The sequence below is a fragment of the Rhodoglobus galactosidasius genome, from assembly GCF_054957775.1.
Genome location: NZ_JBQIAV010000001.1, coordinates 64,453 through 88,117 on the forward strand (window position 1 = coordinate 64,453; position 23,665 = coordinate 88,117).

The following is a 23,665-nucleotide window of genomic DNA, read 5'->3' on the forward strand; positions in this document are numbered from 1 at the left end:
TTCGGCCCTGTGCGCGGAGTTAATCAGTTGTTCATCACTCAATGGCAGGATGATCTAATGGACAACGAGAGTGCGATAGCCGACCCGAGCTCCGCCACGGATTCGCTCGACGAGTACGACGACGATGAATCATCGAGCGTCGATGACGGCACACTGATCCCCGACCGCTACCTTGATCGTGAGTTGAGTTGGCTCGCCTTCAACCAGCGAGTGCTCGAATTGGCCGAGGACGAGTCGCTACCGCTTCTGGAGCGCGCCAACTTCTTGGCAATTTTTGCCAGCAACCTCGACGAGTTCTTCATGGTGCGGGTTGCCGGCCTCAAACGCCGCATCGTCACGGGCTTGGCTGTTCCCACCAACACTGGCCGCGCGCCCACCGAAGTTCTCGACGAACTCAGCGCCGCCGCTCACTCGCTGCAAGAGCGTCACGCTGCCGAGTTCCTCAACAGTGTGAAGCCTGCACTCGATGCCGAGGGCATCCACATTGAGACCTGGGCCGACCTTGGCCCAGAGGACCGCGAGCGCGTTCACGAGATCTTCTCCAACCAGATCTTTCCTGTGCTCATGCCGCTGGCCGTCGACCCCGCGCATCCATTCCCCTATATCTCTGGGCTCTCACTCAACCTCTCGATTCGCGTGCGTAACCCCAAAACGCAAAAAGAGGAATTCGCGCGCCTCAAGGTGCCGAGCGTTCTGCCGCGGTTTATTCAATTGCCGGATGACGGCAGCGACCAACTGCGTTACATCCCGCTCGAAGATTTGATCTCCAATCACCTCGGTGCGCTGTTCCCTGGCATGGAGATTTTGGCGCACCACGAGTTTCGGGTGACACGCAACGAAGATGTGAACGTTGACGAAGATGAGTCAGAGAACCTCATAAAGTCGCTTGAGAAGCAGATTCTGAACCGTCGCTTTGGCCCGCCGATTCGTCTCGAAATTACCGACGATATGGATGAGGTGACCCTCGGCCTGCTCGTGCGTGAACTCAAGATCACCGAGCAAGAGGTGTACCGGCTGCCAGCACCGCTCGACCTGGCTGGCCTATTCCAGCTCACGCGCATCGATCGGCCTGCCCTCAAGTACCCACGCCATGTGCCGATCACCAGCCCGAGCCTCATGCCAACTGAGGGCAACGAGCGTGCAGACATTTTTCGGGCAATTGCACGCAAAGACATTCTGCTGCACCACCCCTATGAGTCGTTCTCGACGAGCGTTCAGTCGTTCTTGGAGCAGGCAGCAGCCGACCCGGATGTGCTGGCCATCAAGCAGACTCTGTACCGCACTAGCGGTGACAGCCCCATAGTCGAAGCCCTCATTGATGCGGCAGAGGCAGGCAAGGCCGTGCTCGCGCTCGTAGAGATCAAGGCCCGTTTTGATGAGACGGCAAACATCTCGTGGGCCCGCAAGCTGGAGAAGGCTGGCGTGCACGTCGTCTACGGACTCGTTGGTCTCAAGACTCACTGCAAGCTCGCGCTCGTCGTGCGTCAAGAAGAAGGCAAGCTGCGCCACTACGCGCACATTGGCACAGGAAACTACAACCCCAAGACCAGTCGCCTCTATGAAGACCTGGGTCTACTGACGGCAGACGATCAGGTCGGCAAAGACCTCACTCGGCTGTTCAACGAACTTTCGGGCTACGCCATCGAGAAGAAGTTCAAACGGCTGCTGGTTGCTCCGCGCCATTTGCGCAAGGGGCTCGTCAAGCAGATTGAGGCCGAAACATCGAATGCACGAGCTGGCCTGCCGTCGGGCATCCGGATCAAGCTGAATTCAATGGTGGATGAAGCGATTATCGACGCGCTCTACCGTGCAAGCAATGCGGGCGTTCCGATCGACATCGTGGTGCGCGGCATTTGCTCGTTGCGCCCCGGAGTTGACGGCCTTAGCGAGAACATTCGTGTGCGCTCCATTCTGGGCCGCTACCTCGAACACTCCCGCGTATTTGCGTTCCATAACAACGGCGATCCGCAGATTTTCATCGGCAGTTCAGACATGATGCACCGCAACCTCGATCGCCGAGTCGAAGCACTCGTGCGCATCACCGACCCCGAACACATTGAAGAACTTGACTACATATTCGACCTCTCCGTCGACGATAGTACGGCATCCTGGTGGCTCGATTCTGAAGGGAATTGGGTGCGCCACGGCCGCTCAGAGACCGGTGAACCACTCAACGACCTACAGAATGTTCTTATGAAGCGAATCACACAGCGCAAACGAGGCGGAGCTCGCCGGTGACCGCGGCGAGCACACCGGTACTGGCCGCAGGCGTTGTTTGCTGGCGAGTAGTCGACGGCAAGCCCCGGGTACTGCTGGTGCACCGCACCGTGCACAAAGATGCCTCGCTGCCGAAAGGCAAGCTGGATCCGGGCGAAACGCTGCCCGAGACTGCGGTCCGCGAGATCTTTGAAGAGACCGGCCTTCGCGTGGATCTCGGTGCCCCACTCGGTGACGTTCACTACACACTGGCCAACGGTCGCGACAAGTACGTGCATTACTGGTCGGCTGAAGTGAACGACCACGACCTCGAGCGGGCCAAGTTCAGCCCCAATGATGAAATCTCGTCGCTCGAGTGGTTGTCGCTCTCGAAGGCACGCAAGAAGGTCAGCTATACCCACGATGTGGATGTGCTTGACCGTTTTGCCGCACTCTATGAGGCTGGCAATGCGCGCACCTTTGCGATGATTGCGGTTCGTCACGGCAAGGCTGTTCCGGGAGAAACCTGGGATGGGCCCGATGCCACCCGCCCGCTCATGCACCGCGGAACCGATCAGGCCGCCATCATCGCTGGTGGCATCGCCGCCTTCGCACCCGAACGCATCCTGAGCAGCACTGCAGCTCGGTGTTTGGCAACAATCACCCCTCTTGCAGAGCGCACCGAGCTTGAGATCAAGTCGACAGAAGACCTCAGCCAAGATGCCTACGCTGGCAACGGAAAAGCGGTTACCGCGCTTGTCGACAAGCGGCTCAAGAAGCAGCAGACAACGGTGATGTGCAGTCACGGCCCCGTGCTGCCGCAGATTATTAGCGCCCTGGCCAACGCCTCCAATACAAAGCCGGATGCCGGGCTGCGCACCGCGGCAATGCTGAGCACTGGCGACTTTTCGGTGCTGCACTTTGCTCGCAACAGTAAGAAGCTTCGGCTCGTGGCGGTAGAAACTCACCAACCCTGAGTCTCGAACACTGGGTTGAGGCTCGAACAGCGAGTTTGAGTCTCGAACAGCGATTTGAGTGGGCTATCGGTGAATTCCCTCCCCATTCGCGAGAGAATGGCGTGCACGCCAGTTTCTCGAAGGGACAAAGTGAAGTTCACCCGCCTCGGCACCGTCAGCATCATTGCGATGACCACCGCGCTCACGCTTTCGGCGTGCGTTCCCGCGCCCAGCGGTGACGGAACGGGCTTGTCGGGAACAATCATCGGTGCGGGTGCTTCATCGCAGCAGTCTGCGCAAGAGTCCTGGGTTCGCGGTTTTCAGCTCGCCAACGTACAAGCAACTGTCGAATACGACCCCATTGGTTCTGGCGGCGGGCGCGACACCTTTGTTGGCGGTGGGGCAGTTTTCGCTGCCTCTGACCGCGCGTTCACTAGTGAAGAAATTGACGAAGAAGACTTTGTTTCGTGCGTGCCCGGCACCGGCATCCTCGAAATCCCCGCCTACATCTCCCCGATCGCGATCATTTTCAACCTCGACGGTGTTGACTCGCTCGACCTCGATGCTGACACGATTGCTGCAATCTTCACGCGCGACATTGATCGCTGGGATGACGCGGCAATTGCCGAACAAAACCCCACTGTCGAGCTGCCGAATCAACGAATCACGGCTGTTCACCGCGCCGACGACTCTGGTACGACCGCCAATTTCACGAGCTACCTCGCAGAAGCAGCCCCCAAGACATGGGACATCGGTTCCATTGAGAAGTGGCCGCTTGAGTTCGGCGGAGAAGCCGCACCACAGACATCCGGTGTCGTGGATGCCGTTACCAACGGAACCGGAACCATCGGATACGCCGACGCCTCACGCGCAGGCGATCTGGGAACCGTTGCCGTCAAGGTTGGCGACGAGTACGTCGAGTACTCGCCCGAAGCCGCAGCCGCCATCGTCGACGTTTCGCCCTTTGGCGAGGGTCGCGGCGACACCGACTTCGCGGTAGAAATCGACCGGGCATCCACAGCAGCCGGTGTCTACCCTGTTGTGCTCATCAGCTATCTCATCGCCTGCAACGAATACGTCTCCAACGACAAGGTGGATGTCATCAGGGGCTACCTGGACTACGTGATCAGCCCCGAAGGCCAGCAGGCTGCAGCCGCGGGCGCCGGCTCGGCCCCGATCTCGCAGCGACTCTTCGATAAGGCCAACGCTGCTGTGGCTGCAATCAAATAGCGCCCAATCGAGTAGCCTCAATCGAGCAATTCCGGGGCATTTCCGTTTCATGTTGATGCGGCGTTTACCTGCCGTTTACCTAACAGGGCAATGGTGGTTACCTGCGCTGCCTAGGTTTTCTATTTGGGTCGCACCGACCCGAAACCTGTAATCAACATTCCGAAGGGAAAACTGTGAACTTCACGCGTCTTGGCACCATCGGTGCCATTGCTATCGCAGGCACCATCCTCCTCTCCTCGTGCGCAACTGCAGCAGACACTGGCGACAGCGGAGAGAACGCGTCAGGCCTTACCGGCACCCTCGTTGGCGCCGGCGCATCGTCGCAGCAGTCCGCCCAGGAGGCTTGGGTTGCTGGATTCCAGACCGCAAACGAGAACGTCACCGTTGAGTACGACCCCATCGGCTCCGGTGGTGGACGCGACACGTTCATCGGTGGCGGAAGCCAGTTCGCAGGCTCCGACCGTGCATTCAAGGACGAGGAAATCGCCGAAGACAACTTCGCTTCCTGCGTTCCCGGCACCGGCATCCTCGAGATCCCTGCCTACATCTCGCCGATCGCTATCATCTTCAACCTCGACGGTGTTGATTCGCTCAACCTCGACGCAGACACGATCGCCGGCATCTTCAACGGCAAAATCACCAACTGGAACGATGCAGCGATCGCTTCGCAGAACGACGGCGTAGACCTGCCCGACCTCGGCATCACCGCCGTGCACCGTGCAGATGATTCGGGAACGACCGCGAACTTCACCGACTACCTGTCGGCTGCTGCTCCCTCGGTCTGGACCGTCGGTTCGATCGAGACCTGGCCCACCGAGTTCGGTGGCGAGGGTGCTCCTCAGACCTCAGGCCTCGTTGATGCAGTAACCAACGGAACCGGAACCATCGGTTACGCCGACGCATCGCGCGCCGGTGACCTCGGAACCGTTGCCGTCAAGGTTGGCGACGAGTACGTTCCGTACTCCCCCGAAGCTGCAGCGGCAATCGTTGACGCATCGCCCTTCGCAGAAGGCCGCGGCGAAACCGACCTCGCTGTAAACCTCGACCGTGCATCAGCTGAGTCGGGTGTCTACCCGGTAGTTCTCATCAGCTACCTGATCGCCTGCAACGAGTACGCATCCAGCGACAACGTTGATCTGGTCAAGGGCTACCTGTCCTACATCATCAGCGACGAGGGCCAGAGCACCGCAGCAGCCGCTGCTGGTTCAGCTCCGATCTCCTCAACACTGTTCGAGAAGGCACAGGCTGCGGTAGACGCAATCAAGTAACACTCCGAGTCTGCCCGACCCCGTTGCTACTGGCAGCGGGGTCGGGCAGACTTTCCTCTGGGCCGTGCGCAATAGACTGCCCAGAGTCCAATTCCAACCAGTCACGACGCACTAAGCCAAGCCAGGGATAAGGGATACTCGACACATGACCTCGACCGCGGCCAGCCGTATCCGCGCGAAGCAGCGCCCAGGAGACCGTGTCTTCTCTGGTACAGCGCTCGCTGCTGGCGCTCTTATCCTCGCAATCCTCGCCGCAGTAGCCGCGTTCCTCGTGATTCAGGGCATCCCTGGCATCGTCGCCGACCCTGAAGAAACAACGCTCCTCGAGGGCACCAACTTCTGGGCCTACGTTGGCCCCCTCGTCTTCGGAACTATCTGGTCGGCCGCACTCGCACTGCTCATGGCGGTGCCCATCGCCATCGGCATTGCGCTTTTCATTTCGCACTATGCACCCCGCCCACTCGCCGCGACTCTCGGCTACATCATCGACTTGCTCGCTGCGGTGCCCTCCGTGGTCTTTGGCCTGTGGGGCGCCAACGTTCTTGCCGTCGGAGTTCAACCGTTTTACGCGTGGCTCGCCGAAAACTTCAGCTGGATCCCCCTCTTCGCCGGACCCGCCTCAGGGACCGGTCGAACTGTCCTCACCGCATCCATCGTGCTTGCCGTGATGGTGCTGCCGATCATTACCGCCATCTGCCGTGAAGTCTTCCTGCAGACGCCCGTGTTGCACGAAGAAGCAGCTCTCGCCCTCGGTGCCACTCGCTGGGAAATGATCAAAGTAGCGGTGCTTCCCTTCGGTCGCGCCGGCATCGTTTCCGGCGCCATGCTTGGCCTCGGCCGCGCACTGGGCGAGACCATGGCCGTCGCGATGGTGCTCTCCGCATCAAACGTGATCACCTTCGACATCATCAGTTCCATTAACCCGGCAACAATTGCCGCAAACATCGCCCTAAGCTTCCCTGAGGCTTACGGGCTCAACGTCAACGTGCTCATCGCGACCGGCCTCATCCTCTTCGCGATCACGCTGATCGTCAATACGATCGCGCGCTACATCGTCAACCGCCGCAAGGAATTCTCGGGAGCGAACTGATGACGACCACAACGCCCTCGCGCCCCATCGAGAACGCTTACGCCGCAGGCCAGCTACCCCGCTGGGCACCCCTGCTGATGCTCATCAGCAGCCTCGCCACCTTCGTCATCATCTTTTTGTTCGTTCAGGCAGGTCAGCCCGCAAGCGAATTCAACATTGTCGGGGCTGTGCTCTTTGGGGTCGTGCTCTACGCGATTGTGCTCACCACCGTCTCACGGCTCGTTGAAGGCCACCGTCGCGCCACGGACCGGCTCGTAACCACTCTCGTTACCCTCGCCTTCGTAGTCGCTCTACTGCCGCTGATTTCGCTGCTGTACACGGTCGTGATCAACGGTGCGGCCCGGTTCGACCTCGACTTCTTCACACTCTCGCTGCGCAACGTCGTCGGCGAAGGTGGCGGTGCGGCCCACGCCATCATCGGCACCCTACAGATGACGCTCGCGGCAACACTCATCTCCGTGCCGATCGGGCTCATGGCCTCGATCTACCTCGTCGAATACGGCCGCGGTCGCCTCGCCCAAGCAATCACCTTCCTCGTGGATGTCATGACCGGCATCCCCTCGATCGTTGCCGGACTTTTCGCCTACTCCCTCATCGTCATGATCTTCGGACCCGGTGTTCGCATCGGAATCGCCGGAGCCGTCGCCCTGTCGGTGCTCATGATCCCCGTGGTTGTGCGGTCGAGCGAAGAAATGCTGCGACTTGTTCCCAACGAACTGCGCGAAGCTGCGTTTGCACTCGGTGTACCCAAATGGCTGACCGTCATGAAAGTTGTGCTGCCGACATCCATCGCCGGAATCACGACAGGGGTGATGCTCTCTATCGCCCGCGTGATCGGAGAGACTGCGCCGCTGCTTGTCGCTGCAGGCTTCACCAACAATTTCAACTATTCGCTCTTCAGCGACCGAATGCAGAGCCTGCCCGTCTATGTGTACAGCTCATACATCTCGCAGGGCACCGACGCCCAGTCCTACATTGATCGGGCGTGGGCCGGAGCGCTCACCCTCATCCTGATCGTGATGGCACTCAACCTCCTGGCACGCATCATCGCCAAGATCTTCGCCCCCAAGACCGGTCGATAACCGAAGGAACCCTATTCGTGTCTAAGCGCATCGAAGTCAATGATCTCAACGCCTACTACGGCAAGTTTCGCGCAGTAGAAGATGTATCGCTCACGATTGAGCCCCGTACTGTCACCGCCCTTATCGGCCCGTCCGGTTGCGGCAAATCGACCTTCCTCCGCACGCTTAACCGCATGCACGAGGTCATCCCCGGCGCCTACGTAGAGGGTGAAGTGCTCATCGACGGCAACAACCTCTACGCACCCGGCGTTGACCCGGTGAGCGTACGTCGGCACGTGGGTATGGTCTTCCAGCGCCCCAACCCCTTCCCCACGATGTCGATCCGCGACAACGTGCTCGCCGGTGTGAAGCTCAACAACAGGCGCATCAGCAAGAACGACGCCGACGACCTCGTCGAATCATCACTCGTCGGCGCAAACCTGTGGCAGGAAGTCAAAGAGCGTCTGGACAAGCCCGGATCTGGGCTCTCTGGTGGACAGCAGCAGCGACTCTGCATCGCGCGCGCAATTGCCGTGAAGCCCGATGTCGTGCTGATGGATGAGCCGGCTTCAGCCCTCGACCCCATCTCGACCCTTGCCATTGAGGACCTCATTGAGGAACTCAAGCAGGACTACACGATCGTGATCGTGACACACAACATGCAGCAGGCCGCACGAGTGTCGGACCGCACCGCCTTCTTCAACATCGCGGGAACTGGCCAGCCCGGCAAGCTCATCGAATACGACGACACCAACACGATCTTCTCGAACCCGAGCATCCAGTCGACAGAAGACTACGTCTCGGGCAAGTTCGGGTAACGACCTGTCACCTAATCGTGCGGCAGGCCCAAAGGACGTGCTTCCCCGCCGGGTTTGTCTGGACTTCATCTTTGTTGCGCACCGCCGTGTGGTGCTCGCGCGAAGCGGATTGCGGCAAAGGTGCTGCGGTCTTGTCACCGTCGCCGGGCTGTACGTTAGCTTTCCGACCTGAGCTGTAGGCGATCGAGCCGGAGGTTGGGAACAGTGATGAAATTGCCGGACAGCAAACGGAAGAGCAGGCCGTCGTGTGTGATCGTGTGCGTTACTCGGGTGGTCAGAGGGGTTATCGCGTCGATATCCCAGGTTCCTGTTTCGTGGGCTAGCCAACCGTCGAGTCGCCAGACGATACGAGTTGGCGTGATTTCCTGATAGGTCAGGGTTGCCGTTCCTGGAAGATTGGATTTGATCGCGTAGGGCTTCCTCACAATAGCTGGACTGTCTGCGTCGGTGACGGAGAAGATGGCTGGGTTCCAATCGGGCAGAACCTCGATATCCGCGAGGATGGTCGCGATTGTTGACTGTGATGCGCGGATCTCTCTGGTCGCTTGGTATTCCATTTTCAGTTCCTTAACTGATCGAACTCGAGCACGAACTCGACAAAATGCTCTCAGAGATCTTTACGACTGAGCAGCAGCGTACTGTTTCCCAAGGGCTACGTCGGTTCCTTGCCGGTAACCGGAACGTAGAAGCAATCGAGAGCAGTTTCCCTTCGCCGTCGCGGGTGAGTCGCTAGGCGCTCTCGAAGACGACGATGGGCTGAGTGGTTGGCGCATCCGATCCGCCCCTGGGCTCGATCGTGACACCGACAACGTCGCCCGGTGCCATTTCGCCGTCGAGCACGCGCCAGGTGGGTCCATCTTCGGATGCATCCATAAGACCGGCCGGGCGTGCACCAACGCTGTCGATGTACCAGAGTTCGTAAACCTGCTCGGCAGGAAGCGGCTCTAGGCCATCAACGATGACCGCTGAGGTACTGAGCTGCTCCGACCACACCAACGTGGCGGTAGCGCCACCAGCGACCGTCGACACGAGTCTCTGCGAGTCGCTTGCCGCGTTGATGGATGCAAGCTGGTCAGCCTGCTGCGCAGCGAAGCTTGTTTCTTGAAGCGTGGTGCGGCCAATCGAATCGGCGACGATTCCACCGGTAACGATCAGCGCAACTGCTGCAGCAACCGCTACAAGTGCGGCCGTTGGACGGGTAAACCAGCGCGCCTGCGCCTTCGCCTGAGCGGGTGATGCCGCGACGGGTGCCGCTGCCTGGGTTGCTTCAGGCTGAGCAGCCAGAGCGACAACCGGTGCGAGCGCGGGCGTTTCGACCACGGGCACTTCTGTCGCAGGTGTTTCAACAGCAGGCGTCTCGCGGGGCGACTGCGGAGTCTGTGCAATCATCGCCATGAGGTTGGCTTTGAGCGCGGGCGGTGGCGTGACCGGGGCAACGGCCATACCGAGTGCTACCGCGGTGTCAGAAAGTTCAGTGGTTTCGGTGCGAGCTTCGCCCGATTCGGCAAGGTGCGCTTCGAAAGCTGCGCGCTCTTCGGGGCTCAACGCGTTGAGTGCATAGGCACCGGACTGGGTGGCGAGGTCGTCGTTGCGGTCGTTCATGATGCCACCCCCATTTCGTCGCGTAAGCGGATCATGCCATCACGTAGTCGGGTTTTGACAGTGCCGACAGGAACACTGAGCATCGTCGCGACCTCACTGTGGGTGTAGCCACCGTAGTACGCAAGGGAGACAGCTTGGCGCTGGAGTTCTGTCAGCCGGGACATGGCCTTCTCTACCCTTTCGTGTTCGAGTCGGACTTCTATGGTTTCTGAGACGTGATCGTAGTCCGGGTTGTGATCACGGATGCCGATACGAACGTCGCGGTCGCGGGCCGACTGCGATGCACGCACACGGTCAACACTTCGGCGGTGAGCCATCGTGAGAATCCAGCTCACCGCGGCCCCCTTATTCGCATCGAATCGGGTTGCGGTTTGCCAGATTTCAAGAAATACCTCTTGAGTCACTTCTTCAGACTGTGAGTGGTCGCGCAGGAGCCTCTTGACGAGTCCGAAGACGCGTGGGGCCAGCTGGTCGTACAGCTCGCCGAAGGCGACCCGGTCACCAGTAGCGACACGCTCGAGTAGGTCTTGCGGGCTCGCGGCAGGCGCCCCGGAATCTTCGGGGTGCGCGCTGACCTCAGCTTCACGAGACATAACTCCCAGCATGACAGGTTCCTCTGCTCCTTCATCGCAGCTTTATGGTTCAGTAGCGAAATTTCAGGCAGTGGATGCGGGGCTAGCGATGGATTTCGTCAGTTGCTTTCACTGGTGGGTAATTCGGCGCCCTCCCCTAAGGGGTTTGGTCGGTGCAGCAATTGCACGCGGAAGCCAAAACGGTCGAGGGGATGTCGCGAGGGCGCAAGGGCGAGAAAAAGCCGGGCCACAGAAACGCCTCACGACGCGAGGCCGCTCTAAGCGGCTAATTTTGGAGCCCGGGGTTACTGTGGCCCGGCAACGAAAAGCTTAGCAAAGTGCTTGCTGTGTGCGTTCTCAATCCGGGTTCTAGTTCGAGGTGCAACAGGGTGTGGCTTGTGCGGTGACCGCGGGAATCTTCACCCCACGAGGGACCGCCCCCTCGGGTGTCCACCCGCGACACACCGGCCAGCACCTGACCGTCGAGCGGTTCTGGGCCAAGCGTCTCAAGGCCTTTAACTCTCTGCGAGCACGTCGGCCAGGGGCAGATGCTCGAGTCCGTGCGCGCTCGCGACCGGGGCGCTGACCACGGCACCACCGAAAGTGTTCAGGCCTAGGGCGAGTGCGCCATCCGCTTGCACAGCGCTGCGCCACCCGCGGTTCGCGATGGCCCGCACATACGGGAGGGTCGCATTGGTCAGAGCGTAGGTCGACGTGTTCGGCACGGCTCCGGGCATATTTGCGACGCAGTAGAACAGCGACTGGTGCACCGTGAAGGTGGGATCGGCATGCGTTGTCGGGTGGGTATCGGCGAAACAGCCGCCCTGATCGACGGCGATGTCGACGAGCACGCTGCCTGCCCGCATGCGTGATACGAGCTCGTTACTGACCAATTTGGGTGCCTTCGCGCCCGGGATCAACACAGAACCAATCACCATGTCGGCTTCGACGACGGCCTTGTCAATTTCGAAACTATTCGAGGCGATGGTCTTGACCCGACCGAAGTGCAGGGCATCGATTTCTCGCAATCGAAACAAGTTCGTGTCAAGCACCGTGACGTCGGCACCGAGACCCAGTGACAGCTGCATTGCGGCGGTGCCGGCCACACCACCCCCGAGTATGGTGATCCGTGCTGGATGGGTACCAGGAACGCCGGGAACCAACAGGCCCGGCCCGCCCTGGGGTTTGAGCATGGCGTTCGCACCGACGATCGGGGCCAAACGACCGGCGACCTCACTCATCGGGGCCAGCAGCGGAAGCGCCCGGTTGGGCAGTTGTACCGTTTCGTAGGCAATTGAGGTGACACCGGCCTCGAGCAGCGCTGCAGTGAGCTGGGGTTCTGCAGCCAGATGCAGGTACGTGAAAAGCACCAGATCCGGTCTAAAAAAGTCGTATTCGCTTGCGATGGGCTCTTTCACCTTGAGGAGCAGATCGGCCGTGGCCCAGGTCGTCGCCGCATCGGGCATGATCGTTGCCCCAGCGGCCACATAGTGGTCATCAGGAATAGATGACCCTATCCCCGCACCAGACTGCAGCGCAACGCTATGACCGTTCGAAACCAGGTCGTAAACCCCCGCTGGTGTGATCGCAACACGAAATTCGTTGTTCTTTACTTCGGTCGGGACTGCGATCTTCATTTCGCTCCTTGTTTCTCTGCCGGGCAGCGCTGCCCGGCAATCAGCCTAGTAGTTGCGCCCGGTCTTTTGGTGGGTATTTGTTTCCGTTTTGTGCTGATTTCGTGACAAACAGATTGCGATAGCAACGTTTTAAGCACTTTGTAGTGATTTTACGGCGCATATGTGCCATTATCGAGCAACCCGCAACGTTGCGGGGCTGAACGCGTGAGTGTCGAAAATGCTTAGGAGAACCTCCAATGAAGTCCAAGCCGCTACCCACCGATCCCATGATCCGCCAGCTGATCAGCCAGGCGCAGAACGCCAAAATGGGTCGACGCACATTGCTCACCGGAGCCACTGCCGGGGCGACCGCGCTCGCGCTCGCCGCCTGCTCTACAGGACCTGACGAATTGACCGCAGCGCCTGACACGAGTGCCGAGGACAAGAAGATTCGCTGGGACAACTGGGCGCTGTATGTCGACGTCGATGACGCGGGCGGCTATCCCACTATCGACGCCTTTGAAGCTCAGACCGGCATCAAGGTCGAGTACACCGAAGCAGTCGACGACAACAACACCTACTACGCCAAAGTGAAAGATCAACTCTCACTGGGCAAAGACATTGGGGCAGATGTTGTCTGCCTCACCGACTGGATGGTCGCTCGATTAATCCGCTTCGGCTACACCCAGAAGCTCGACCACGCCAAGATGCCCAACTTGGACAACCTGTTGCCTTCGCTGCAGAACGTCGACTTCGATCCGGGTCGCGAGATGAGCGTCCCGTGGCAGGGTGGGTTCGCCGGCATTGCTTGGAACAAGGAGCAACTGCCCAATGGGATCGAATCCGTTCAGGACCTCTGGAAACCCGAGCTTAAGGGCCGTGTCGGCGTGCTCTCCGAGATGCGCGACACGATGGGCCTGATCATGCTCGATCAGGGTGTTGATATCTCTGGAAAGTGGGGCGATGACGAGTTCAACGCCGCGATTGACGAGTTCTCCAAGCAGGTTTCCGATGGTCAGATTCGCAACATCAAGGGCAACTCGTACAAAGAGGACCTCGTCAACGAGGACACTCTCGCTGCGATCGTGTGGTCGGGTGACATCGTTCAGCTTAATGCCGAGAACGGTGACAAGTGGGACTTCATCGTTCCTGACGCTGGTGGAACCCTCTGGAACGACAACTTCATGGTGCCGATCGGTAGCGGCGCGAAGTCAAACGTCGAAGAAATGATCAACTACTACTACGATCCTGCCGTCGCGGCCGAAGTCGCCGCCTATGTGAACTACATCACCCCGGTTTCCGGAGCCAAAGAAGCTGCCGCGGCCATTGACCCTGCACTCGCCAACAACAAGCTCATCTTCCCCGACGAGGACACGCTCTCCAAAGCTTTCGTGTTCCGCGGACTAGACAACTCAGAGGAGCAGAAGTACAACACCGCTTTCCAGAGCGTCCTACTCGGCGCAGTCTGATGGCGATAGACACCTTCGCCGAAAGTGGAGCCGACTTGGAACTGGTGGGGATTCATAAACGCTTCCCTGGATTCACCGCGATCGAAGACCTCAACCTCACCATCCCCGCAGGGTCGTTCTTTGCCCTGCTCGGTCCGTCTGGTTGCGGCAAGACGACAACATTGCGGCTCGTGGCAGGTCTTGAGGCTCCGACGGCTGGGCGAATCCTGCTCGGCGGTCAAGATGTGACCAACCAGAAGTCGTTCCAACGCCCCGTCAACACTGTTTTTCAGAGCTACGCCCTATTTCCGCACATGACCGTGCTGGAGAACGTCGCTTTCGGGCTGCGCCGCCGCAAGATGGCCGATCCGCTGGAAAAGGCACACGAGGTACTGCGCCTCGTCGAGCTTGACCACCTAGCGAGCCGAAGGCCCCAGCAACTCTCAGGTGGGCAGCAGCAGCGGGTTGCGCTAGCGCGCGCCATTGTCAACCGCCCGGCGTTGCTCCTTCTTGATGAACCGCTCGGTGCGCTCGACCTCAAGCTGCGTCGCCAGATGCAGCTTGAACTCAAATCAATACAAGAGGAAGTCGGCCTCACTTTCCTGCACGTGACTCACGATCAGGAAGAGGCTATGACTATGGCCGACACGATCGCGGTTATGAACAAAGGCCGCATTGAGCAGATGGGTGCCCCGCAGGAGCTCTATGAACTGCCGAGAACCTCGTTTGTCGCGAATTTTCTCGGCCAGTCGAACTTGTTCACCGGCCCTGTCGTAGGCACGACGAGCACAGGGATCTCGGTCGACGTGGCTGGGCAGAAGATCACCGTACCCATCGACCGAGCGCATCGCACCAGCGGCGAGATCACGATCGGCGTCCGCCCAGAGAAGTTGACTCTGCACTCTACGGCACCCACTCACGATCTCGATGTCAACGTGATGGGCCCTGGCCGGGTGATTGACGTCTCGTTCAGCGGTGTGAGCACGCAATATATGGTCGACGTTCCTGGCGCCGGCAAGCTCGTCGTTTTCGCGCAAAACATGACGTTTGGCTCAGACGTTCGGGAAGGCGACGAAGTGTGGCTCAGCTGGACCATAGACCACGGCTTTGGTCTTGATGACGACCCGGCGGATGCACCGCGGTTCTCCCCTGATCTCGACACTCGCACGATCGCCGCGCAGCATCGACTAGAGGATGCATAGCGATGGCCTTTGCCGCATTCTCCTCGTCGACTGCGCCCGCTCCAGCTGATACTGCCCGAAAGACGAGTCCGGTAGCGCTCCTTCTCCTGCTCCCCGGAATCCTCTATTTGGTTCTCTTCTTTCTCACGCCACTAGTGTCGCTTCTGCTGACCTCGTTCAAAGCACCGACAGAGTTCGGTGACTTCGGTGAGTTCAGCTACGCGTTCCGCTGGGAGAACTATGTTGACGTCGTCACTGCTTACTGGCCGCACATTATTCGTTCGTTCGGCTACGCGATTACTGCCACGTTCTTTGCTCTGATAATCAGTTACCCGCTGGCGTACTTTATTGGAGTCAAGGCCAGGCGCTGGCCGTTGCTGCAGAGCCTCGCGCTGGTGCTGGTTATCGCGCCGTTTTTCATCAGCTTTCTGCTCCGTACTCTGGCGTGGAAGCAGCTCTTCTCCGACGAATCATTCCTAGTGACATCACTCAAAGCCATGTCTGTGCTCGCTCCAGACGCGCACGTCACTGGAACCGCATTCTCGGTGATCTTCGGCCTCACCTACAACTTCATTCCGTTCATGACATTGCCGCTGTATACGACTCTGGAGCGGCTCGATGTGCGCTACCTCGAAGCGGGAAATGACCTTTATGCCAGCCCGTTCCACGTATTCCGCAAGGTCACTATCCCCCTGTCCATGCCAGGCATCGTGGCGGGAACCTTGCTGACCTTCATTCCTGCAGCGGGTGACTACATTAACGCGAGCCGAGAGTTTCTCGGTGGCACCGGCACCCAGATGATAGGCAATGTGATTGAGGCGAACTTTCTTGTGCTGCAGAACTATCCCGCAGGCGCAGCTCTCTCGATCATTCTGATGTCAGCAATTCTCGTGATCGTTAGCTTGTATGTGAAGAAATCCGGAACGGAGGAGCTTCTGTGAAACTCTCCATTGGCAAATGGGTACTGCCCGTTTACACCGCGCTTGCGCTGCTGATCCTGATGATTCCGATCGGCTACACCTTCGTCTACAGCTTTAACGACTCGCTCAAATCGAACATCACGTGGCGCGGTTTCACTTTCGACAAGTGGCTCAATGTCTGCAATGTGCAGAATGGTGCTGTTTGCGAGGCCTTCGGCAACAGCATCTTCATCGCGGTGGTGGCGACGGTGGCGGCGACCACGCTCGGCACCATGATCGCTATCGCGATGGTGCGCTACCGTTTCAAGTTCCGCTCGCAACTGAGTCTGTTCCTCTTCCTTCCGATGGCGACTCCGGAGGTCGTACTCGGTGCCGGACTCGCCGCGCAGTTCCTGTCGATCGGCGTACCAAAGGACATGCTGACGATCATTCTGGCGCACACGATGTTCAGCATCAGCTTTGTGGTGGTTGCGGTGAAGGCCCGCGTCGCAACCTTGGATCCGGCTCTCGAGGAGGCCGGTCGAGACCTCTACGGGTCGGCGCTTCAAGTATTTCTGCGCATCACGTTCCCACTGCTGCTTCCCGGAATTCTCGCTGCGGCGTTGCTGTCGTTCGCGTTGTCGTTCGATGACTTCATCATCACGAACTTCAACTCCGGCTCTGTGGCGACGTTCCCTAAGTACATCTGGATTTCGGCGGCTCGAGGCATTCCCGCCGAGGCGAACGTGATTGCTTCAGCAGTGTTCATTTTGGCGCTGGTGGTTGTGGTGAGCGTGCAGGTGTCTGGCGCTGCCCGCGCCAAGCGTCTCGCCAAGATGAACTAGGTCGAGTAGCGCACCTTGGTCGAGGTGACCAGCTAGAACATCTTCTTCATCGTCGCGCTTCCGTGGGCGCTGTCAGCGTCTTTCTTTACCGTGTTCCCCAGTTATAGAACTGTTTATGGAGTTTGAGATACACGAACGTCTCGGCGGAGATGACTCCCTCGAGATTGCGGATGTGTGAATTGAGTAGTTCGAGCAACTCGTCATCGTCTTCACAGACGATCTCGGCCAGGATGTCAAAACTGCCGGCCGTGAGGACGACATAGTCCACAGCGCTGATTGCGGATAAACGCTCGGCCAACACGCGAGTATCGGTCGACGCACGGATGCCAATCATCGCCTGACGATGGAACCCCAACTGCATCGGGTCGGTGACCGCGACGACCTGCATGACGCCGGCATCCGTCAGTTTTTGCACCCGCTGACGCACCACTGCCTCACTCCGGCCTACAGCCTTGGCGATCTCGGCATAGGACCGTCGGCCGTCGGCTTGCAACTGCTCGATGATCTTCTTCGACACCTCATCGATTGGCGCCGGCCGCGGCAGTGAGCGCCTCTGTGCATTCATTTATCGATTCTGTCAGCCTGACTGCCCGCCAGCAAGCGAATCCGTAGTTAGAGGCGCAAAATACGGCGGAATACAAACGATTTCAACCCTGGTTCTAGTTCAAGGTGCGACAGGCTGTGGCTTGTCGAGCGCATAGTTCTGGGCAATTTTCGCGTGCAGCGGATGCCCGCCAGTGGGCTCATCAGCCGGCTGATCGTCGGTGCGATGTTGGTTGTTAGCCGAGCGGTTGTTATCTGAGCAAGTTAGTCGAGCGATCCGGCCCGAAATAGTTTGGCGCAGGTCGTGAACTCTTCTGCGGTGAGCGAGTAGCGAGCAGCCCGCGTCGTGAGTTCGCTTGCGCGCTCCGGGTTCAGCAGCTCTTGATCATCGGCGACGCTTCCTGCCCCCGATGCCAGAATGCGGCTGAACGATGCGGCCCTGTCGAGCGCGACACCAAAATCGCCCCTGAACAAGCCGCGCAAAATCTGATCGGCAAGGTCCTTGATCTCGTGCGGACCGGTGGGGTTCACGGCACCAGTGACGGCAGCATCAATGGTGGTGAGGGTGTCGATGCCACGCTGAAAGAGAAGGCTCGTGCCCACGGCATCCTGTTGGATGACGGCCCGCAATAAATAGATGCGCCAGAGTGCGCCGGGGAGGCTGCCAGCGCTTGATCGCGACCAGAGTTCTGCGAGCGCATCGATGCCGTGTTGGTCGGTGTAGGCGACGATGCGGTCGAGCACGGCAGGGTCATCTGTGTCGCGTGCACCGTCGACGAGCGCGTGGGCTGTATCGTGGGCTGCGCGCATTATTTGAGCGGGATCTTGACCGCCCTCGAATGTGTCAAACTTATCTGTCGAGTACTGCGTGGGCTTATGGAAATTTTCGGCCATAAGATCACGGTACGCTTAACATGTAGGGCCTGTAGCTCAGCTGGTAGAGCATCGGACTTTTAATCCGCGGGTCGCGGGTTCGAGCCCCGCCGGGCCCACATTTTTTGACGCAATAACCTAGAGAAGGGCCCCCAGGCCCAACGACTCTGCGGCCTGTTTGACCCGGCGCGGCATCCATTCGACCGCTCGCGCTACGGTATCCGTCTGGAGGTGGGCGGGCATTTCTGACGCCACGTCTGACACTACGTCCGAAATTTCGATGAGCATGAGCGCGACGATTGCTTGCAGCTCATCGGCTGGCATTCCGCTTTGCCTCGCGATCACTTCCAACTCGAAGCGCCCGGTGTCGCCAACCCGATAGCTAGCCCCGTACTTCACGGCCAGGTTTTGGTTACCGGCACGGATCAGCAGCGACTCCACGTCGAGGCCTCGATCTTTACCTAGATACGGAATATTTGAGGACACGTCGTAGAGGGGCGTCAGTTTCGCGCCATCCGGCTCTATGAAGATCGAGTAGTTCTTGGCGTGCCCATCTGTCGACAGCACTAGCCAGGAGAAAAGCAGCATGGCCGCGTACCGCTCGCGCGAGGCCTGATCTGCAAATTTCTTCAGAAGCTCAGCGATGTGGTCAATTCCTGGGCCGTTGTTTGTCTGGTATTTGCGAAGTCGCGGTTCACCTAAGGCTTGGAGTACGTCTTCTTGGTGCAAGCGGACTACTCCATCATTATCGAGTTGCCTATCGAACCGTTCGACTACTAGCGAGTGCTGCCCTCCGTGGTCGAACAGATCGACCTTCGCGCTCGGTATTCCTAGGAAGTACGCAGTGCGCATGATCAGATACTCGATGAGCTCGCCGTCTCGCACCCCTGTGACTTGAGGTTTGAACAAGTGGGTGGATGCGTCTGCTCCCGTTGATTCAAACCACTTATCGTCATGTCGCGCCAGCGAGAATTTGGTCTGCACTCCCCCAAGAGAGAATTGCCCCAGAGGCGGCTCGGCGCCGTCGTGCCACGCAGTCTCGTCTTCTTGCAGTAGACGAATGCGTTCCGCAATATCAGCGTCTGTCGATGGCTTCTTGCCACGCGTTTCCGTTGCACCCGCCTTCCTGAACGAGGCTGCGCCAGCTACGTCTTCACCGTAGACCTCAAGCAAGAAAAAGGGTTCGACGGTATCCAGCCCGGCATCGGTTGCCCAGCGTTGACGCACTTCTGGATTGTCTGGCAAGAGGTTGTCGATAAAGTTCGCAACCTGAGGACCGGTATGCGTTCGTGACGAAAGCGGAAGGGAGAGCGAGAGTGGTATTGCCTCATTGGCGCTGGCCCACGCCACGTCATACTCGAGCACGTACGCTTCAGCTCCCAGTCGACGCAACGTTCCGATCTGATGGCCATAGAGAGATACATCGAGGGTATTACTCATGCGATGATTCCCGACTATCGCCGTAGTCTGCGTTTAGCCGCCGGATCGACTCGCGAACTTCGGAGAGCATCGCGGGCGTGGCTGCGGAACCTAAGTTGTTCAAGCTACGCCGCGTATCTTCGAAATTGAGCGAAGGTATCCGCACTTTCGGAAGCGTGAAGCTCGTGCTGACCTGCGGAACTTTGATTGTGAGACTGCGCAGTTCGGCAGGATCTGCACTCAGAAGCAGGTCTAGTTCACGGAGCACAGCGAACGCTTTCGACAGTGTCACTTCGGTGTTGCCGCGTTCGAAGCGCACGAGCCACTGTCGCGTTACACCAGCGCGTTGCGCGAGGTCGGCTTGGGAAAGGCCAAGGTCGTGACGGCGCTGACGAGCTACAGCACCAAAATCGTCTTCTGTTCTAATTCTCACATCGCCTCCCTATCGTTTAGCCATCATCCGTAATGTCATATATATCGTACAACGAATGCAATGTAACGCAAATAGTACATTTGGCTAAATGTAATACAGATGCGATACTTCGACGCGAGAAGTTGGTAGCACCAACTTTCTGCAACCGCACCAAGCAAAGGAGCCCACCATGACATCCACTCCCCTACGTATCGCCGTCACCGGCGGCAACGGCAAGCTAGGCCGAGCCACAGTCACGGGTTTGCGTGCTGCCGGCCACACGGTCACGGTGCTCGATATGGCTGGTCCTGATCGCACCCAGTTCACCTATGTTGATCTCACCGATTATGGCCAGGTGGTGGATGCTCTCGCCGGCGTCAATGACCGTCACGAGGGTTTGGATGCCGTTGCCCACCTTGGCGCTATTCCTGCTCCTGGCCTGTGGTCAGATGTGGCCACTTTCCACAACAACATGAATGCCACGTTCAATGTGTTTCAGGCGTGCAAGCGGTTAGGTATCCGCACTATTGCGTATGCGTCGAGTGAGACGGTGTTGGGTTTGCCGTTCGAGACTCCCCCGCCCTACATCCCCCTCGATGAGGAGTATGAGACCCGTCCCGAGTCGACGTATTCGATGGTGAAGCACCTTGAGGAGGAGATGGCGCAGAAGTTTGTGCGCTGGGATCCCGAACTGAGCGTCACCGCGCTGCGCTTCTCGAATGTGATGGACCCGGCCGATTACGCCGAGTTCCCGAGCTTCGATGCGGATGCTCGGCAGCGGTCCTGGAACCTGTGGGGCTACATCGATGCCCGCGACGGCGCCAACGCCATTCGTTTGGCTCTGGAAACCTCCCGCCCCGGCTATGACGTCTTCAACATCTTCGCCGCCGACACCGTCATGTCGCGGCCCAATGCGGAGTTGCTCGCCGAGGTGTTCCCCGAGGTTGAGGTTCGTGGCGAGCTCGGTATCAACACGTCGCTGACGTCGATCGCAAAGGCCGAGCGGTTGTTGGGGTGGGTTCCGAAGCACAGCTGGCGAGACTAACTGGCGCTGAGGCGCAGCGTTAGCCCAACCCGCCAACAGTCCCGAGTAACTCATTCGCCAGCGGGAGCAGAAAGGCGATCACCGCGATACCCGCACCGATCGCTACAGCAAGAACCCAGAGCATCCGCATACGCCACGCTTGCGTGACCTCGTTGTCGAGTGTGCGAAAGCGGTCGAGGTAGGCGGGGTCGATGGTGAGGTCCGCATTGCGGTGCCAGGTGCGCGATTCAACGGCGGCTGCTGAGATAGGTTGCACGGTTTCGGGGTCGAGCACGGCCTTACGGCGTTTGAGCCACCGAGGCAAGGCACGAGCATCCATGATGCTGACGTCTTTGGGGCGCTGCTTGAAAGTGAAAGATGCGGGATCGACAATCGCCAGAATGGGGTGCGCTTCGACAGGAATTCCCGTCGCGGCAGTGAGTAGCTTGGCCGCGCGTTTGGCCTCATAGCGAGAGTTGCGCAAGTGGTCAGTCTTTTGCCCCGCAACCATCAGCATGCGTTCGCCAACCCAAATTTTCTGGCCGCGGTGACGTTTCGTGTTGATCGTGAAGCCACCCGCAGGCCCGACAAGCACATGGTCGACGTCGCTATCGCCGGGGCCGACCGGAACTGCATGCAGCACTAACCATTCAGGGGTGAGGCGCGAGAGCAACTCCCCTACCTTCAGTTCGCCGTGCGCTCCAGAGAACCAGCTTTCGGCATCAGAATGCAGAGGGCTCACGCCCAGGACCCGTCTGAGGGCACTTCGCGGCGCCACGTCAGCCTGCACCCGGAAGACCTCGGCGATGACCGAGTAGGCGGCTGGGCGTGTAGCCAGCGTTGGCGGTGGCGTGGTCGACTCAGCGCGAATCGCCTCGACCGTTGTTTGTTCAGCCAGGTCTTGTCCCGACGGAGTTCGCATAGCAGCAGCTTGCCTAGCAAAAGCGTCATCAGTCATGCGACCTCCAAAACGCTCCCCTGAGCGCACCCAATTCGAGGCTAACTCGTTTGTGGAGAACGGTGCGGCCCCCAACAGGGCTACGCACTCAGCCTCTGAGCGCCACCTGCGACTCAGCATGCGATCAGCCCGCAGGCTACCCGCAACCTGTGCGAACATGAGGACATGACAGTTAACGCCGGTTGGTATCCAGCTTCAGACGGTTCTACGCGGATGCAGTGGTGGGACGGTGGCGCATGGCGTGAAGAATTCGCCGAGCCACAAGGTGCCGATCTCGCGAGGTTCAAGAAGCAAGAGAAGCAAACTGCAGCCGCGATTGTGCCAGAAGAAGCCCAGCGCCCCAAAGACACGAAGATCACAGTCTTCAACTCGATGAAGATGGCGAAGAAGCTGAAAAAGGAGAATCAACGACTGTCGAAACTGATCGACGATCACGGTCTGCTCGAAGTCGCCGAAATTGACGCTCTGCGCGTCGCTCTCAAAGTGCAAACCCAAATGACTGAGACGTCACTTCATAATCTGTCCGTCGAGATCACCGCGAGAGAGAACGAACTAGCTGTAGCCAAGAGCATGATTCTCGATGTCCGCGCGGCCCATGAACTTCAAGAAGTCGGGCTCTTTGATTTCGAGCATCCAGCCGAAAACTCCGTTTCACTAGGTACTGAGCTTGCCGCCGTCCGCAGCGCAATCAAGAGCATGGTGCAACAGCGAACTGCCGTCACCGCGACGACGAACTTTACTTTCAACAACTCTGCGAGCAAGGGCAAGAAATTTGTCAAAGATATCTCCAACATCATGCTTCGCGCCTATAACGCGGAGTCTGAGAACGCTATTAAGACCGTGCGTGCCGGAAACCTAGGTGTCGCTCAAGAACGCCTTTCGAAAGTGAAGGACCAAATCGCGCGGCAAGGAACAATGGTCGACCTTCGCGTCTCCGAGAATTTCCATTCGCTACGGCTCAAGGAACTCGAACTAGCCTCCCGACACTTGCAGGCGCTCCAAGCGGAGAAGGAGGCAGACCGGGAGCGCCGAGCTGAGCTCGCAGAACAACGCAAGGCTGAGGCAGAGCTCAAACGCGAGCAAGAGCGGCTCGACAAACAAAAGTCCCACTATGAAAGTACCCTCGCCGCGCTTGTGTCCAAAGGCGATGCGGAGGGCGCGGAGCGAATGCGTGCGCTTATTGCGGATGTCGATCGAGCGATCGAAGATGTGGATTACAGAGCTGCCAACATTCGTGCGGGCTATGTCTACGTCATCTCCAACGTCGGGGCATTTGGCGAGCACATGGTGAAGATCGGAATGACGCGGCGACTTGTCCCGATGGACCGGGTCACCGAGTTGGGCGATGCATCAGTCCCCTTCAGATTCGACGTTCACGCTCTTTTCTTTGCGAACGATGCGATCGACATCGAAGCCATGCTTCACCGCCAGTTTGCTGAGCACCGGGTCAACAAAGTTAATCTCCGACGAGAATTTTTCCGCGTGACGCCAGCAAATGTCCTCGACGCTTTGAAGGAGCACAATGTTGAAGTGCTTGAGTTCAAAGAGTCGGCCGATGCGCCAGAGTTCCGTATGAGCGGCTCCAGTCCAGACGCAGTCTCTGCAACGGCGTAGCGAGACCAATTCATGCCCGCCAGCGGCGCGCACGCCCCCA

General features: G+C 58.9%; 22 protein-coding genes and 1 tRNA gene. 14 read left to right on the top strand and 9 right to left on the bottom strand.

Annotated features, from left to right (window positions below; genetic code table 11):
• Window positions 1-57 precede the first annotated feature (57 nt).
• The 7 genes from ACTJJW_RS00375 to pstB all read left to right on the top strand — a co-directional run bounded on the left by ACTJJW_RS00375 (window position 58) and on the right by pstB (window position 8,619).
• Entirely contained in the window at window positions 58-2,238 is a 2,181-nt protein-coding gene (locus ACTJJW_RS00375; RefSeq protein WP_462642011.1) for an RNA degradosome polyphosphate kinase, read from the top strand.
• Window positions 2,235-3,173, top strand: coding sequence for an NUDIX hydrolase (locus ACTJJW_RS00380; protein WP_462642012.1), 939 nt, complete (start codon window positions 2,235-2,237; stop codon window positions 3,171-3,173). The genes ACTJJW_RS00375 and ACTJJW_RS00380 overlap by 4 nt, the downstream gene beginning before the upstream one ends.
• A gap of 129 nt (window positions 3,174-3,302) precedes the next feature.
• Window positions 3,303-4,382, top strand: coding sequence for a phosphate ABC transporter substrate-binding protein PstS (locus ACTJJW_RS00385; protein ID WP_462642013.1), 1,080 nt, complete (start codon window positions 3,303-3,305; stop codon window positions 4,380-4,382).
• A gap of 173 nt (window positions 4,383-4,555) precedes the next feature.
• The gene (locus tag ACTJJW_RS00390) at window positions 4,556-5,650 is read left to right on the top strand and encodes a phosphate ABC transporter substrate-binding protein PstS (protein ID WP_462642014.1); all 1,095 of its coding nucleotides are present in this window, start codon (window positions 4,556-4,558) and stop codon (window positions 5,648-5,650) included.
• A gap of 145 nt (window positions 5,651-5,795) precedes the next feature.
• On the top strand, window positions 5,796-6,740 hold the full coding sequence (gene pstC / locus ACTJJW_RS00395) for a phosphate ABC transporter permease subunit PstC (RefSeq protein WP_462642015.1): 945 nt from the start codon (window positions 5,796-5,798) through the stop codon (window positions 6,738-6,740).
• Complete coding sequence (gene pstA / locus ACTJJW_RS00400) at window positions 6,740-7,822, top strand: phosphate ABC transporter permease PstA (protein WP_462642016.1); 1,083 nt, start codon at window positions 6,740-6,742, stop codon at window positions 7,820-7,822. The genes pstC and pstA overlap by 1 nt, the downstream gene beginning before the upstream one ends.
• Before the next feature lie 17 nt (window positions 7,823-7,839).
• Window positions 7,840-8,619: a phosphate ABC transporter ATP-binding protein PstB gene (gene pstB, locus ACTJJW_RS00405; RefSeq protein WP_462642017.1), complete on the top strand. Its 780-nt coding sequence runs from the start codon at window positions 7,840-7,842 to the stop codon at window positions 8,617-8,619.
• A 155-nt stretch (window positions 8,620-8,774) separates the two neighbouring features.
• Here the strand turns inward: pstB and ACTJJW_RS00410 are convergent, their stop codons facing one another.
• The 4 genes from ACTJJW_RS00410 to ald form a co-directional block, all read right to left on the bottom strand.
• Entirely contained in the window at window positions 8,775-9,176 is a 402-nt protein-coding gene (locus tag ACTJJW_RS00410; RefSeq protein WP_462642018.1) for an SRPBCC family protein, read from the bottom strand.
• A gap of 172 nt (window positions 9,177-9,348) precedes the next feature.
• Window positions 9,349-10,221 carry an anti-sigma factor gene (locus tag ACTJJW_RS00415; protein ID WP_462642019.1) on the bottom strand — a complete coding sequence of 291 codons (873 nt, stop codon included), beginning with the start codon at window positions 10,219-10,221 and terminating at the stop codon, window positions 9,349-9,351.
• A complete protein-coding gene (locus ACTJJW_RS00420) occupies window positions 10,218-10,826 on the bottom strand; it encodes a sigma-70 family RNA polymerase sigma factor (protein WP_462642020.1) in 609 nt (202 codons plus the stop codon). The genes ACTJJW_RS00415 and ACTJJW_RS00420 overlap by 4 nt, the downstream gene beginning before the upstream one ends.
• A gap of 482 nt (window positions 10,827-11,308) precedes the next feature.
• The gene (gene ald / locus ACTJJW_RS00425) at window positions 11,309-12,430 is read right to left on the bottom strand and encodes an alanine dehydrogenase (protein WP_462642021.1); all 1,122 of its coding nucleotides are present in this window, start codon (window positions 12,428-12,430) and stop codon (window positions 11,309-11,311) included.
• A 236-nt stretch (window positions 12,431-12,666) separates the two neighbouring features.
• Between ald and ACTJJW_RS00430 the strand changes: the two genes are divergently transcribed.
• Genes ACTJJW_RS00430 through ACTJJW_RS00445 form a run of 4 tightly spaced genes read left to right on the top strand, consistent with a single transcriptional unit; the run spans window position 12,667 to window position 16,782 of the window.
• Window positions 12,667-13,878, top strand: a complete 1,212-nt coding sequence (locus tag ACTJJW_RS00430; RefSeq protein ID WP_462642022.1) for an ABC transporter substrate-binding protein — start codon at window positions 12,667-12,669, stop codon at window positions 13,876-13,878.
• Window positions 13,878-15,059 (top strand): ABC transporter ATP-binding protein, encoded by a 1,182-nt coding sequence (locus tag ACTJJW_RS00435; RefSeq protein ID WP_462642023.1) that lies wholly within the window; start codon window positions 13,878-13,880, stop codon window positions 15,057-15,059. The genes ACTJJW_RS00430 and ACTJJW_RS00435 overlap by 1 nt, the downstream gene beginning before the upstream one ends.
• A gap of 2 nt (window positions 15,060-15,061) precedes the next feature.
• Entirely contained in the window at window positions 15,062-15,979 is a 918-nt protein-coding gene (locus tag ACTJJW_RS00440; protein ID WP_462642024.1) for an ABC transporter permease, read from the top strand.
• Window positions 15,976-16,782 carry an ABC transporter permease gene (locus tag ACTJJW_RS00445; protein WP_462642025.1) on the top strand — a complete coding sequence of 269 codons (807 nt, stop codon included), beginning with the start codon at window positions 15,976-15,978 and terminating at the stop codon, window positions 16,780-16,782. Before ACTJJW_RS00440 ends, ACTJJW_RS00445 begins: the two co-directional genes overlap by 4 nt.
• Before the next feature lie 85 nt (window positions 16,783-16,867).
• On the opposite strand, the gene ACTJJW_RS00450 is transcribed toward ACTJJW_RS00445, so the two are convergent.
• Together ACTJJW_RS00450 and ACTJJW_RS00455 are read right to left on the bottom strand one after the other, a co-directional pair.
• Window positions 16,868-17,347: an Lrp/AsnC family transcriptional regulator gene (locus tag ACTJJW_RS00450; protein WP_462642026.1), complete on the bottom strand. Its 480-nt coding sequence runs from the start codon at window positions 17,345-17,347 to the stop codon at window positions 16,868-16,870.
• Between the two features lie 242 nt (window positions 17,348-17,589).
• Window positions 17,590-18,219: a DNA-directed RNA polymerase subunit beta gene (locus tag ACTJJW_RS00455; RefSeq protein WP_462642027.1), complete on the bottom strand. Its 630-nt coding sequence runs from the start codon at window positions 18,217-18,219 to the stop codon at window positions 17,590-17,592.
• 25 nt (window positions 18,220-18,244) lie between these two features.
• Between ACTJJW_RS00455 and ACTJJW_RS00460 the strand changes: the two genes are divergently transcribed.
• Window positions 18,245-18,317 (top strand) — tRNA-Lys (locus tag ACTJJW_RS00460).
• A 19-nt stretch (window positions 18,318-18,336) separates the two neighbouring features.
• Here ACTJJW_RS00460 and ACTJJW_RS00465 read toward each other — a convergent pair.
• Together ACTJJW_RS00465 and ACTJJW_RS00470 are read right to left on the bottom strand one after the other, a co-directional pair.
• Window positions 18,337-19,638, bottom strand: coding sequence for a HipA domain-containing protein (locus tag ACTJJW_RS00465; protein WP_462642028.1), 1,302 nt, complete (start codon window positions 19,636-19,638; stop codon window positions 18,337-18,339).
• Window positions 19,631-20,050 (bottom strand): helix-turn-helix domain-containing protein, encoded by a 420-nt coding sequence (locus tag ACTJJW_RS00470; RefSeq protein ID WP_462642029.1) that lies wholly within the window; start codon window positions 20,048-20,050, stop codon window positions 19,631-19,633. The genes ACTJJW_RS00465 and ACTJJW_RS00470 overlap by 8 nt, the downstream gene beginning before the upstream one ends.
• Before the next feature lie 169 nt (window positions 20,051-20,219).
• On the opposite strand from ACTJJW_RS00470, the gene ACTJJW_RS00475 reads away from it, so the two are divergent.
• Window positions 20,220-21,074: an NAD-dependent epimerase/dehydratase family protein gene (locus ACTJJW_RS00475; protein WP_462642030.1), complete on the top strand. Its 855-nt coding sequence runs from the start codon at window positions 20,220-20,222 to the stop codon at window positions 21,072-21,074.
• A 19-nt stretch (window positions 21,075-21,093) separates the two neighbouring features.
• On the opposite strand, the gene ACTJJW_RS00480 is transcribed toward ACTJJW_RS00475, so the two are convergent.
• A complete protein-coding gene (locus tag ACTJJW_RS00480) occupies window positions 21,094-22,011 on the bottom strand; it encodes a nuclease-related domain-containing protein (protein ID WP_462642031.1) in 918 nt (305 codons plus the stop codon).
• A 165-nt stretch (window positions 22,012-22,176) separates the two neighbouring features.
• Here ACTJJW_RS00480 and ACTJJW_RS00485 point away from each other — a divergent pair, with 165 nt between their 5' ends.
• Window positions 22,177-23,625 carry an SNIPE associated domain-containing protein gene (locus ACTJJW_RS00485; RefSeq protein WP_462642032.1) on the top strand — a complete coding sequence of 483 codons (1,449 nt, stop codon included), beginning with the start codon at window positions 22,177-22,179 and terminating at the stop codon, window positions 23,623-23,625.
• Window positions 23,626-23,665: the final 40 nt, after the last annotated feature.

Coding starts and splice junctions, on each gene's coding strand:
- ACTJJW_RS00375 (WP_462642011.1), top strand. CDS start 58: ATGGACAACGAGAGTGCGATAGCCGACCCGAGCTCCGCCACGGATTCG.
- pstC (WP_462642015.1), top strand. CDS start 5,796: ATGACCTCGACCGCGGCCAGCCGTATCCGCGCGAAGCAGCGCCCAGGA.
- pstA (WP_462642016.1), top strand. CDS start 6,740: ATGACGACCACAACGCCCTCGCGCCCCATCGAGAACGCTTACGCCGCA.
- ACTJJW_RS00410 (WP_462642018.1), bottom strand. CDS start 9,176: ATGGAATACCAAGCGACCAGAGAGATCCGCGCATCACAGTCAACAATC.
- ACTJJW_RS00415 (WP_462642019.1), bottom strand. CDS start 10,221: ATGAACGACCGCAACGACGACCTCGCCACCCAGTCCGGTGCCTATGCA.
- ACTJJW_RS00420 (WP_462642020.1), bottom strand. CDS start 10,826: ATGCTGGGAGTTATGTCTCGTGAAGCTGAGGTCAGCGCGCACCCCGAA.
- ald (WP_462642021.1), bottom strand. CDS start 12,430: ATGAAGATCGCAGTCCCGACCGAAGTAAAGAACAACGAATTTCGTGTT.
- ACTJJW_RS00430 (WP_462642022.1), top strand. CDS start 12,667: ATGAAGTCCAAGCCGCTACCCACCGATCCCATGATCCGCCAGCTGATC.
- ACTJJW_RS00435 (WP_462642023.1), top strand. CDS start 13,878: ATGGCGATAGACACCTTCGCCGAAAGTGGAGCCGACTTGGAACTGGTG.
- ACTJJW_RS00440 (WP_462642024.1), top strand. CDS start 15,062: ATGGCCTTTGCCGCATTCTCCTCGTCGACTGCGCCCGCTCCAGCTGAT.
- ACTJJW_RS00450 (WP_462642026.1), bottom strand. CDS start 17,347: ATGAATGCACAGAGGCGCTCACTGCCGCGGCCGGCGCCAATCGATGAG.
- ACTJJW_RS00455 (WP_462642027.1), bottom strand. CDS start 18,219: ATGGCCGAAAATTTCCATAAGCCCACGCAGTACTCGACAGATAAGTTT.
- ACTJJW_RS00465 (WP_462642028.1), bottom strand. CDS start 19,638: ATGAGTAATACCCTCGATGTATCTCTCTATGGCCATCAGATCGGAACG.
- ACTJJW_RS00475 (WP_462642030.1), top strand. CDS start 20,220: ATGACATCCACTCCCCTACGTATCGCCGTCACCGGCGGCAACGGCAAG.
- ACTJJW_RS00480 (WP_462642031.1), bottom strand. CDS start 22,011: ATGACTGATGACGCTTTTGCTAGGCAAGCTGCTGCTATGCGAACTCCG.
- ACTJJW_RS00485 (WP_462642032.1), top strand. CDS start 22,177: ATGACAGTTAACGCCGGTTGGTATCCAGCTTCAGACGGTTCTACGCGG.